The 11,830-nt window shown below is 38.5% G+C and carries 9 protein-coding genes, 2 pseudogenes and 1 other annotated feature; of the genes and pseudogenes, 1 reads left to right on the forward strand and 10 read right to left on the reverse strand.

Annotated elements, in window-relative coordinates; translation table 11 throughout:
- A pseudogene (locus tag ACW6OJ_RS05155) lies at window positions 1–327 on the reverse strand (M3 family oligoendopeptidase); the annotation flags it as partial.
- 355 nt (window positions 328–682) lie between these two features.
- On the opposite strand from ACW6OJ_RS05155, the gene ACW6OJ_RS05160 reads away from it, so the two are divergent.
- Window positions 683–1,765, forward strand: coding sequence for a PTS transporter subunit IIC (locus tag ACW6OJ_RS05160; protein WP_456095952.1), 1,083 nt, complete (start codon window positions 683–685; stop codon window positions 1,763–1,765).
- 86 nt (window positions 1,766–1,851) lie between these two features.
- Here ACW6OJ_RS05160 and ACW6OJ_RS05165 read toward each other — a convergent pair whose 3' ends face one another.
- The 9 genes and pseudogenes from ACW6OJ_RS05165 to ACW6OJ_RS05205 all read right to left on the reverse strand — a co-directional run.
- Window positions 1,852–2,301: a Fur family transcriptional regulator gene (locus tag ACW6OJ_RS05165; protein ID WP_293426153.1), complete on the reverse strand. Its 450-nt coding sequence runs from the start codon at window positions 2,299–2,301 to the stop codon at window positions 1,852–1,854.
- A gap of 104 nt (window positions 2,302–2,405) precedes the next feature.
- On the reverse strand, window positions 2,406–2,822 hold the full coding sequence (ruvX, locus tag ACW6OJ_RS05170; RefSeq protein ID WP_293426155.1) for a Holliday junction resolvase RuvX: 417 nt from the start codon (window positions 2,820–2,822) through the stop codon (window positions 2,406–2,408).
- Between the two features lie 17 nt (window positions 2,823–2,839).
- Window positions 2,840–5,119, reverse strand: coding sequence for a hypothetical protein (locus ACW6OJ_RS05175; protein ID WP_456095953.1), 2,280 nt, complete (start codon window positions 5,117–5,119; stop codon window positions 2,840–2,842).
- A 7-nt stretch (window positions 5,120–5,126) separates the two neighbouring features.
- Window positions 5,127–5,387, reverse strand: coding sequence for an IreB family regulatory phosphoprotein (locus tag ACW6OJ_RS05180; RefSeq protein ID WP_293426159.1), 261 nt, complete (start codon window positions 5,385–5,387; stop codon window positions 5,127–5,129).
- A gap of 17 nt (window positions 5,388–5,404) precedes the next feature.
- Complete coding sequence (alaS, locus tag ACW6OJ_RS05185) at window positions 5,405–8,041, reverse strand: alanine--tRNA ligase (RefSeq protein WP_455104515.1); 2,637 nt, start codon at window positions 8,039–8,041, stop codon at window positions 5,405–5,407.
- Between the two features lie 75 nt (window positions 8,042–8,116).
- Window positions 8,117–8,326: a binding site (T-box leader), on the reverse strand.
- 223 nt (window positions 8,327–8,549) lie between these two features.
- Window positions 8,550–9,602 carry a tRNA 2-thiouridine(34) synthase MnmA gene (gene mnmA / locus ACW6OJ_RS05190; protein WP_456095954.1) on the reverse strand — a complete coding sequence of 351 codons (1,053 nt, stop codon included), beginning with the start codon at window positions 9,600–9,602 and terminating at the stop codon, window positions 8,550–8,552.
- Between the two features lie 76 nt (window positions 9,603–9,678).
- Window positions 9,679–10,143, reverse strand: coding sequence for an RrF2 family transcriptional regulator (locus tag ACW6OJ_RS05195; protein ID WP_293426165.1), 465 nt, complete (start codon window positions 10,141–10,143; stop codon window positions 9,679–9,681).
- A 160-nt stretch (window positions 10,144–10,303) separates the two neighbouring features.
- Entirely contained in the window at window positions 10,304–11,575 is a 1,272-nt protein-coding gene (locus tag ACW6OJ_RS05200) for a replication-associated recombination protein A (protein WP_456095955.1), read from the reverse strand.
- A 118-nt stretch (window positions 11,576–11,693) separates the two neighbouring features.
- Window positions 11,694–11,830, reverse strand: a pseudogene (locus ACW6OJ_RS05205) (GTP-sensing pleiotropic transcriptional regulator CodY); the annotation flags it as partial.

The raw sequence follows: 11,830 nt of genomic DNA on the forward strand, positions 1-11,830 counted from the left end.
ACCATACTCCCCTATTATCTGGTCCTTATAATCTATCTTTAAAAGGGTTTGGTAAAGGTTGTAGTCTAGGTCTTGGTATAGGGGACCATACTCATCCCAATATTCATTTTCAGCCATATAAAAGTCGTCCTTGGTATTTATAGAGTACTTTATAGAGGCTAGTTCCTTCATAGTTTGTAGGTGGACCCTAGTCTTGTTCAAGCCCTCTATGCTAGCCTTAAGGTCTTCAAATTTTTCGCTTGACCTAATATCAGCCAGGGCTTTTTCATATATACCCTTGATTGAATCATAGTCACATCTCTCATATACTATATCCTTAAAATTCATAGTAAAACTCCATTCTAATTAATCTATATCATATCTACTTGAATATACATATATATAAATCCATAGTACAATATTTTGGCCTATAGCTTAAAATCTCCTCCATAAATTATATATTAAAGGTCCTATAAAATCAATTACTAGTAGCTTACCAGTAAAGTAAGGTATAAATATCTCTACCTATAGGATATTTTATAAGAGACCTTTAATATTAAAAACCTCTATCTTCTTTCTTATGTTGCTTGATTTTTATAACAAGGCACTATATAATATATTAGTGTATATACACTAATATATAAGATAATGTATTATATAAAATACAGCTACATTTAGCTGTACTATATGGAGGTAAATCAAAATGTCTAAAAACAAAAATTCTATGGCCTGGAAGCTCTTTGATAGATACTTTATCCAGGGTCTAAACGGTATGGCCCTAGGCTTGTTTTCAACTCTTATAATAGGACTTATAATAAAACAGATAAGTAGTGTCTTTACAGGTAGTATCGCCAGTTTTTTACTTACTGTAGCCGTAGTAGCCATGTCCCTAACTGGACCAGTAATAGGTATAGGAGTAGCCCATGCCCTAAAATCACCAAAGCTTGTAATACTAGCTTCAGGTGTAACAGGTCTCTTGGGTGCCTTTGGTGGCACTTTTTCAAATGGAGCCCTATTGAGTGACAAGATGCAACTAGTCCTGCCGGGTGCAGGCGATCCTCTAGGTGCCTTTATTGCTGTAGTTATAAGTGCAGAAATAGGCCGCCTTGTATCAGGTAAAACAAAGGTGGATATAATTGTCACTCCCCTAGTAACTATTGTTACAGGTGGTATGGTGGCCTATTTTGTTGGACCTTATCTTGCAATGGCCATGGCCAACCTAGGTGAATTTATCCGTGTTTCTACAGAGCTTCAGCCCTTCTTAATGGGTGTAGCAGTATCTGTATTAATGGGTATTATATTGACCCTACCTATAAGCTCAGCAGCCCTTTCAATAATCCTATCCCTATCAGGCCTAGCAGCCGGTGCCGCAACAGTCGGCTGTTCAGCACAAATGATAGGATTCGCAGTAATTAGCTTCAAGGCTAATGGTTGGAATGGCTTGTTGGCCCAGGGCTTGGGTACATCCATGCTTCAGGTGCCAAATATTATGAGAAAGCCAATTATTTGGTTACCTCCAATAGTTGCAAGTGCCATCCTAGGCCCTCTTGCAACCCTAGTATTTAAGATGCAAAATAACCCCGCAGGCGGAGGTATGGGAACATCAGGTCTTGTTGGTCAGCTAATGACATGGCAGACCATGTCAGGACAAATGGACAAGGTCCACCTATTTATAATTATTCTTTTCCTACATATTATTCTACCTGCCATCCTATCTTTGATAGTGGCAAGTTTTATGAAAAAGCGTGGACTAATTACGGACGAGGACTATAAGCTTGACCTATAAAATAAAGAAAAGAAAACCCATGGCCTATATAGGTCATGGGTTTTATCATTAAGATTCAATTTTTTATAATCACTTTCTACTGATAACTATTTATCCTTACAATTACTACATAGACCATAAAACTTTAGGTCGTGGTCCTTTATCTGGAAATTATAGTTGTTCTCTACAGTAGCCTCAATAGATTCCAAAAGGTCTTCCTTTACCTCTATGATAGCTCCACAGTCTCTACAAATCAAGTGGTGATGGTGGTGAACATCCTCTCCCTCGACATTGATTTCGTACCTGATACATCCATCATCAAGGTTTAGCTTAGATATACCATTGATTTCGTCAAGTAACTGCATAGTTCTATAAACAGTTGCAAGACCTATTTCTGGACAGTTTACACGTACCTTATCATATATTTCTTCACTGCTCATATGTGAACTTTCATTCTCTATTAATACTTCAATTATAGCCCTTCTCTGAGGTGTAATTTTAAAACCAGTAGCCTTTAGCTTCTCTTTCAACAATTCCATAGTATTGTTATTTTCCATATTATAGCCCTCCTTTTCAATTGATAACTTTCTTATACTCATAGTATATCAATTCTCAAAAAATGTCAATAGAAAATATTTTTCTATTGACACCTTGAGGAAAACTATATTGAATCAAGATATCCCTGCAAAATTAGTACTGCTGCAAGCTTATCTATGACTTTTTTTCTATTCTTTCTACGGACATCACCCTGAATCAGCATCTTTTCAGCTGATACTGTAGTTAGTCTTTCATCCCAGAACTTGATTTCCAAGCCAAGTTCCTCCTTAATCAGGTCACAAAACTTCATGACCTTCTCAGCCTGGGGACCTATTGTCCCATTCATATTCTTTGGTAGACCCGATACTATCAGGTTTACCTGCCTTTCTTCAACTATCTGCTTCAAGGCCTCTATATCATTTTTTTTACTTGACCTCTTTATTGTCGTAACCCCCTGGGCTGTCATACCCATAAGGTCACTTACGGCTACACCAATCGTATTGTCACCAATATCGAGGCCCATTATTCTTCCATTTAGCACATTTACACCTACTTAATCTAACTTATATACTCGTCTGACTTTTGATTGAACTTATTTATCAAAATTATAATTATAGGTATCAATAAATAAATTGAATCTGTAGCCGCCGCAATTATACCAGAATCATTTACTAGTAGAGTCACAAGACAACCAATTACTATAGCCAGGTATCCCTTGTATACTATCTTGTACCTTTCCTTCATATGGCTAAAGTGCCTATTTGGTCTAAATATAGTAAAGCCTAGTATCAATAGACCTACAAGTAGAATATTAACCCATACTGTAGTCTGGGCTAGCTGTACGTTCATTGCTATTTTTCTAGCAAATACGGTTACTATCTCCATAGGGCCATTTGTAATTACCTGACTTACAAAGTTACCCAAGTGAGAACCCAAGCCCAAGATAATATCAGCAGCAGCAAATGCTACTACAATCAGGCCTGTTACAGCTACAACAATTACCGACTTCTTAAAGTCAATCTTAACTCCACATATTAACAAGAAGAATGCTATATAGGCAATGGACTCAGAAATTGCCCCACCTACATTTGCACCCATACTAGGATAGGCAGATGTAATTAAAACTACAATTAGGAATATTGCAACCCATGGCTTAGGTATCTTTCTATACTCAAGAAGTATGGCAATACCCAGTATAGCACTACCTATGGTTGCACCCTCGTATTCATTACCTATACCATAGTACCTTGCCCCTATCATAGGATCATAGCTCATTATATTACTCTGCATCAAAGGTGTTGATATTACGGAGTCTATCACTATTAGGAGGATCATCAAAATTGAGAAAAATCCTACCTGTTTAAGGTCATCATTTTTAAATAGCCTATTACCTAGTATATATAGCAAGAAAGTCATGAATACTATGGCCAGGGTAATCTGGACCTGACTTCCAGGCCTCAAAATAGGCGCTGATAAAAATGCTAGAGGCATAATTAGGCCCAACTTGACCATTTCCTTCAAAAAGTTCAAAATATTCTTCTTATGTTTCTTTGGTAGCTTGTCCCTCTGCCATAGGGCTAGGGCTCCTAAAATCCAAGAAATCGAAATAACTGCTACATATATATTTATGATAGACATCCTAATAGATGATATTGCTACAATCTTCTTATATTCCTTGGCCATGTAGTCGTCCCTATTAGCCATGGCCTTATTAGTCAACTGGCGACCTACCATTTCACTATTCTTTAATCCGAACCTGCTTAAGATGTCCACGCCCATATCTAAGTTGGCAAAAAGTCCTATCCTCCTAGTTGTTGAAGAAAAAAGTAGACCCTTCCCTGTATCAGACATATCAAATCTTACTAAAGGCGCCAAGCGTCTATTATTAGCATAGTCTAGCTTGCTCGGAAAAGACCCTAATATATAGATTGTGTCATTTTTGCCAGCCATCTTAAATACGTATTCAATATAGTCACTTACCTTATTGTAGACCCTATACTTCATCCTTGTATAGGTCTTGCTATTTAGGTTGACCTTATACTCGTCTAGTCTATAGGTATCACCTAGATTAACCATCAAAAGGTCTGACTTTGCATAATATTTCTTAGTTTCTTCCTTTAGCTTATTGTAATCAGTCGAGATACCAAACGGGAATGACTGGTCCTTCTTGTTGATAAAATCCACATTTCCATCTTCTACCCTACCCCTAGAATCCATGACCATAAGGGCAAAGTCCCTATTTTTTATTTCCTGACCAGTAAGCATATCGTAGTAATCACTATTTCCAAGCACACTTATCTTTTTTCCATTAGTGGTTAGGGTGTCACCCAGGTATCCCATTTTGGACTTAAACTCACCATCAGCTTGGTTATACTGGTCTAGGTTGTTAATGCTCAAAAGGTTAATCTTTTTTGGAGACTGACCGGTAGCATAATTGTATAGGTCCTTATTATCTAACTGACTAAAGTTAACAGGTGTATCTGGAAGGATATTAACCCTCCCAGTAGCACCCATGCTAGCATAGTTTCTCCTATCATCATAGCCCTTGTCACCCCTGATATTCATCATGCCAAGATAACCACTATTTTCTAGCTTATTTGCCAAAAACTTTATATTCTTAAAGTTATCGTAATTTGTCCTATTTAAGTCAATAAGTATTACCTTGCCCTTATTCTTGGCAGTATTGTTGTCGGCCTTTGGATCAAGCTCCCCCTTGGTCATTGCCTGCTCAGTAGCAAATACAGATTCCTCTGACTTAGACCCTGCTGCAAGGCTAGGTCCCACTAGGCTAAGTACCAAGACAAGAGACACTATAAAGGCTAAAGTCTTTTTAAACATATAACATTTACTCCTCTATGTTCAAATACTTAGTTATTACTTCTTCTAGGATTTCATCCCTTTCAAACCTCTTTATTGCCGCCCTGGCATTCTTATAGCTTGTGATATAGCTTGAATCTCCAGATAATATATATCCTATTATCTGGTTTACAGGATTATAGCCCTTTTCTATCAAAGCATTATATACATACTCAATAGTCTGAGCTACACTCATTTTATCCTGGTTAACTGTTTCAAACTGAACTGTGTATTCTAATTTTTTTTCCATAAATAACCCTCCTTACACTATTTAATCTGTGACTCAACCACCTTCTGCGCACTTGCTAGCGCCTGGTCTACCATAGTCTTGTCACTACCACCGGCCTGGGCCATGTTAGGTCTACCACCGCCCTTACCTCCTGCGATTTTTGCAACTTCCCTAACTATGTTGCCAGCATGGGCTCCCCTGTCAATAGCATCCTTACTAGCGGTTGCTACAAAGTTAATCTTGTCTCCCGCTACATTCGCTAGGACTACAACACTTGTTCCCAGCTTGTCTCTAAGGTTATCAGCTACCTCTCTTAGGGTATCCATATCCATATCTTCATACTTAGCTGTTAGAAGCTTAACCCCCTTGATATCAAGGCTATCCTCTAGGGCATTTCCTGCATTCTGCATACTCATCTTTGATTTAAGATTGTGTACTTCTTTTTCTAACTGCTTATTTTCATCGACTAATGAATTAGCCTTAGCAACTAGGTTATCTTCCCTTGTCTTCATTATATCACTAATACTATTAATTAGCGAATCTTTTGCAAGTATATACTGGTATACTGCTCTTCCTGTGATGGCTTCAATTCTTCTTACTCCGGCAGCAACGCCACCTTCAGATAGAATCTTGAACATGCCTACCTGTGATGTATTGTCTAGGTGGGTACCACCACACAATTCAATTGAACAGTCACCCATCTTTACAACTCTTACCTCTTCACCATACTTTTCTCCAAATAGGGCCATGGCGCCCATAGCTCTTGCTTCATTTATATTCATTACCTCAGCAGTAACTGGGTGAGCCTCTAGAATAAATTCATTTACCATTGCTTCAACCCTGCTAATTTCTTCCTTAGTCATTGCTTCGAAGTGTGTTATATCAAATCTTAGCCTATCTGGTTCAACTAGAGAACCCGCCTGGTTTACATGGTCGCCTAGTACCTCCTTTAGGGCCTTGTGCAGTAGATGGGTAGCCGTATGATTTCTAGCTGCATCCATTCTTAGGGTCTTGTCTACCCTTGTTTCTACCTTTTCACCCTTGCTTAGAGACCCACTTACAAGTCTACCAATATGCTTGATGCTTCCATTAGCCCCCTTCAAAGTATCTTCAACTTCAAATAGGCCTGTATCACCTAGTATCTGGCCCTTATCACCAACCTGGCCACCACCATTAGGATAGAAACTTGTTTCATCTAAGATTATGGCTGCTTCAATACCCTCTTCAACTACGTCAACCAAGACATTGTCAACTACCATAGCCTTAATTTCTGAAGTCTTAACTAACTTTTGGTAACCATCAAAACTTGAGCTTGCATCCTCAAGTGATGTTAGAGGGTCTTCCTTCCATGCATCACCTTCAGTGTTACCTCTTGCTGCCCTAGCCCTATCCTTCTGGGCTTGCATTTCTCTTTCAAATCCATCTGTATCTACCTTTAGACCCTCGTCCTCAAGTATTTCCATAGTAAGGTCTAGAGGGAAGCCATATGTATCATAAAGCTTGAAGGCCTGTTCTCCTGATATAGTGTCTCCACCACCAGCAAGCAGCTCCTCTGTATATGATTTCAAGATTTCTAGTCCCTGCTCTAAAGTTTCACCAAACTTTTCTTCTTCTATACCAATTACCTTTTTGATGTATTCCTTCTTTTCAATTAGCTCTGGATATGCGTCTCCACATGTATCAAATACAACCTCTACTATTTCATTTAGGAAGTCGTCTTTAATTCCAAGTAGTCTACCATGACGTGCAGCCCTTCTCAGTAATCTTCTAAGTACATAGCCCCTACCTTCATTGGATGGCAGTATACCATCACCTACCATGAAGGCTACGGACCTGATGTGGTCAGTTATTATCCTTACAGACTTGTCCTTCTTTGCATCCTGTCCATACGTAATACCTGCCAGTTGGCATACCCTATTTAATACTGACTTTATAGTATCTACCTCAAATATAGTATCTACTTCCTGCATTACACAGGCCATTCTTTCTAGACCCATACCTGTATCTATATTCTTATGCTCTAGTTCCCCATAAGAGCCATCTTCTTTTCTATCAAACTGAGTAAATACAAGGTTCCAAAACTCTAAGAACCTATCACAATCACAGCCCGGCTTACAGTCTTCACATCCACAGCCGTACTTTTCACCCTTGTCGAAATAGATTTCTGAACATGGTCCACATGGTCCCAGACCTATTTCCCAAAAGTTGTCATCCTTACCTAGTCTAACAATTTTTTCTTCAGGGAAGCCTATCATATCCTTCCATAGGTCATATGCTTCATCATCACTTTCATATACTGTTACCCACAGCTTTTCTTCAGGAATTTCTAGCCATTCAGTTATAAATTCCCAAGCCCAAGTAATCGCTTCCTTCTTAAAGTAATCCCCAAAAGAGAAATTACCCATCATCTCAAAGAAGGTAGCATGCCTTGCTGTTACACCTACATTCTCTATATCACCAGTTCTTATACACTTCTGAACTGTAGACATCCTATTCTTTGGTGGTATTTCAACACCTGAAAAATAATTCTTCAAAGGTGCCATACCAGAGTTAATCAACAATAATGACTTATCATTACTTGGAACCAAGGAATGTGACTTTGCAATATAGTGTTCCTTTGATTCAAAAAACTTAGTAAACCTGCTTCTAATTTCATTTAATCCCAACTTTTCCATAACTTTCCTCCATATGAATTATTTTAAATTTACAGGATATGAATCTTAATAAAAAAAGCCCACTCCTGTATACACTACAGGGGCGAGCTTGTATTCGCGGTACCACCCTGATTATCACAAAATGTGACATCTTCATTGACATTAACGCAGCATCACGTCTCAATGTACTACTATTTCCAAAGAGCTACTCCGGGACTGCTTCACAGCCTGTATCTGGGGTATTTCCACCGACAACCCCTCTCTACAAGACCTTGGACTCCTACTACTTCCCATCCTCGTATTTAAATTCTTATTTTGATCCTGGCCACTTGGCCTTAAACTTAATACCTATATATTACAATAAAAATTATAATTTTTCAATACTTTCTGCTTATTTTGACTTCAACTTTTTAATTTAATTTCAACATTTTGTTGCTATCTAAAAAATTGAGCACGTAATACTGCCTTTCTCTTATTTGAATCTCCAGTAGGCCTTGCTTAAACACCCAAACTTTCAAGTGTAGCTAGCCTATTCTATGATACCCCCACCAAGGAGCCTGTCTTCAGAATAGAATACCACACTCTGGCCACTTGTTATAGCTCTCTGAGGCTCTTCAAAGTCAACCCTGACCAAACCCTGACCAATATATGTCACTTCAGCCTTGGCAGGTTTAGCTGCATACCTTACCTTGGCATAAACACCTATAGGTCCACTTACTTCCTCCTGAGTCCATTCGACAAAGTTTACATCCCTTGCAGTAAGGCTTGTCTTAAATAGGTCATCATTATCACCAAGAACAATAGACTTATCCTGACCATTAATATCAACCACATATGTTGGTTTACCAAAGGTTATACCAAGTCCCTTCCTCTGGCCTATAGTATAGCTAATAATACCCTTATGCTTTCCTAGAACCTTACCTGACTTATCTACAAAGTTACCAGCCTCTATCCTCTTGTTGGAATTTTCCTTCAAGAAGCCTTCATAGTCATGGTCTGGTATAAAGCATATATCCTGGCTATCTGGCTTATTATGAACCTCTAGACCAATTTCTTTAGCTATCTGCCTAATAGTATTCTTATCATATCTACCAATTGGAAATAGGGTCTTAGCCAGCTTTTCCTGGTTAAGGTTATAAAGGACATAGGTTTGGTCCTTGCTATCACTTGATGCCTTCCTTATTTCATACTTGCCACTTGTCTCATTAAATTCCACAAGTGCATAGTGGCCAGTTGCTACATAGTCACAACCTAGGTCCTTGGCCTTGTCGAATAAAAGCCCAAATTTAATGGTCTTATTGCAAAAAACACATGGATTTGGTGTCTTCCCAGCAAAATACTCATCTATAAAATTGTCCACAACTTGACCCTTAAAGTCATCCTTGAAATCTAGGACATAGTGGTCGATATTCAATCTTTTGCAAACTGCCTTCGCATCCTCAATTGAAGTATCCTTATCTTCGTCCTTGAAGTTCCATAAGGCCATAGTTGCACCTACAACCTCATAACCTTCCTTTTGTAATAGGTAGGCGGCTACCGAGCTATCCACACCGCCACTCATACCCAATAAAACTCTTTTCATCTTTCCTCCAAAATCCTTATAAACTCAAAAGAAGAGCTCTAGGCCCTTCTTTTTATCGATAAAATATATTTAAGAGTTATTTAATTTCTCTCATTTTTAAAGTAATGTCATCTTCCCTGTAATTGAAGTTTGAATTGTAATCATCTACCATATCCTGTAAGGATATAGACATTGTAACATCCTCTATTGCCTGTTTGATCCTAGCCCATACATACCTAGTTGAACATGAATCAAAATTCTTACAGGCATCTTCATCCAACAAGCATTCCGTAAAGGCCATATCCCCTTCTAATACTCTTAAGATATCTGCTACAGTTATTTCAGATGCAGGCTTAGAAAGGAAGTAACCTCCTTGAGCCCCTCTTACACTCTTGACCAAGCCGGCCTTTTTAAGTGATGAGAAAATCTGCTCTAAATACTGGTCTGATATCTCTTGCCTATTTGCAATATACTTTAGAGGAACTGGATCCTTTTCATTGCCACTGACAGCTAGTTCAAACATTGCCTTTAAACCATACTTACCCTTAGTCGAAAGCTTCATTGTTTTCACCTCTTCTGAATTAATTCCTAGTAAATTAATATGAATTAACTCTATATCTATAATATTATATCCTAGTAAAAAAGTCAAGATTAAAATTTTATTAAAATTTCAAGATTCTTTTTGATATTATTTATAAACTATCAAACCCAATCTATGTACCCTATTCAGCCTTCTTGCCCTTAAGATAATTCATAAAGTCTCTAATCTGGCCTTCAAATTTATTGGCCTGTGGCTCATAATATACCTTGTCGACCATATTGTCTGGTAGGTATTGCTGGTCTACATAGTGGTCTGGATAGGCGTGTGGATACTTATATCCCTGGCCATGTCCAAGGGCCTTTGCCCCCCTATAATGGGCATCTAAGAGGTGGCTAGGTATATCATCCTGGACCATCCTATCTATATCTGCCAAGGCTCTGTCTACTGCAAGGTAGGCTGAATTTGACTTTGGTGCAGTAGCCAGAACTATACAAGCTTGAGCTAGGGGTATCCTTGCCTCTGGTAGGCCTAATTGCATGGCAGAATCCACACAGGCCTTAACTATCACAATGGCATTGGGATAGGCCATTCCAATATCTTCCGAAGCTATAACTAGGAGTCTTCTAATTATGCTTGCTAGGTCTCCCCCCTTAATCAGACGGGCCAAGTAGTATACAGCGGCATCTGGATCGCTACCCCTTATAGATTTTTGTAAGGCACTTAAGAGGTTGTAGTGGACATCACCACTAGTGTCAAAGTTATAGCTGGTAGAAATATTTAGCCCCTCTATTACACCCATATCAATCCTAGCCCTGGCATCTTTGTCCAATCTAGACTCGCTAATTGCCAACTCCAAAATGTTTGTTGCTGACCTCATATCGCCTCCTGATGCATTCGCCATTGCCTCATAGGCATCCCTATCACACACAAGATCTAGATTAGTATTCTCCTTGTATTTATTAACTATATTTTCGAGTCCCTTAACTATCTCATCAAGTGAAATTGACTTAAACTCCATTACTACACTTCTACTCAAGATGGCCTTGTATACATAGTGGTATGGATTTTCTGTCGTACTTGCTATCAAGCTTATCTGACCATTTTCTATAAACTCCAAAATCGACTGCTGCTGCTTTTTATTAAAGCTCTGAATCTCATCAATATATAGGAGTATTCCATTTTGGGCATCAAGACTGCCTATTGAGGCTACAACCCTCTTTATATCATCAATAGAAGAGTTAGATGCATTGATTTTAAAAAACTTCTTATCTGCCCTGGCTGCTATTATCTCAGCCACCGTCGTCTTGCCCACACCTGGTGGACCAAAAAATATCATATTTGGAAAATAGGCCTTTTCTATCATATTATTCAAGAGCTTGCCTCTACCAATAATATGTTCTTGACCGACGACATCCTCTATCCTTGTAGGCCTATACTTATCTGCTAATGGCATATCTTCCTCCTAAAAAATATGGCGTCAAGGTAGTAAACCACCCTAACGCCACTTTTAACATACATAATATATACTGGTAGCTTACAAGCAATCACTTGCATAGCTTTATTATATATTTCTATCTAACCTTTGCTAGCTCATCTAGCAGCTTGTCATTTAGGATCCTAATATGAGTTCCCTTCATACCAAGCGACCTAGACTCTATTACTCCTGCACTTTCAAACTTTCTAAGTGCATTTACTATTACAGACCTAG

The organism is Peptostreptococcus sp. (genome assembly GCF_977045075.1).

Coding starts and splice junctions, on each gene's coding strand:
- ACW6OJ_RS05160 (WP_456095952.1), top strand. CDS start 683: ATGTCTAAAAACAAAAATTCTATGGCCTGGAAGCTCTTTGATAGATAC.
- ACW6OJ_RS05165 (WP_293426153.1), bottom strand. CDS start 2,301: ATGGAAAATAACAATACTATGGAATTGTTGAAAGAGAAGCTAAAGGCT.
- ACW6OJ_RS05175 (WP_456095953.1), bottom strand. CDS start 5,119: ATGTTTAAAAAGACTTTAGCCTTTATAGTGTCTCTTGTCTTGGTACTT.
- ACW6OJ_RS05180 (WP_293426159.1), bottom strand. CDS start 5,387: ATGGAAAAAAAATTAGAATACACAGTTCAGTTTGAAACAGTTAACCAG.
- alaS (WP_455104515.1), bottom strand. CDS start 8,041: ATGGAAAAGTTGGGATTAAATGAAATTAGAAGCAGGTTTACTAAGTTT.
- mnmA (WP_456095954.1), bottom strand. CDS start 9,602: ATGAAAAGAGTTTTATTGGGTATGAGTGGCGGTGTGGATAGCTCGGTA.
- ACW6OJ_RS05195 (WP_293426165.1), bottom strand. CDS start 10,143: ATGAAGCTTTCGACTAAGGGTAAGTATGGTTTAAAGGCAATGTTTGAA.
- ACW6OJ_RS05200 (WP_456095955.1), bottom strand. CDS start 11,575: ATGCCATTAGCAGATAAGTATAGGCCTACAAGGATAGAGGATGTCGTC.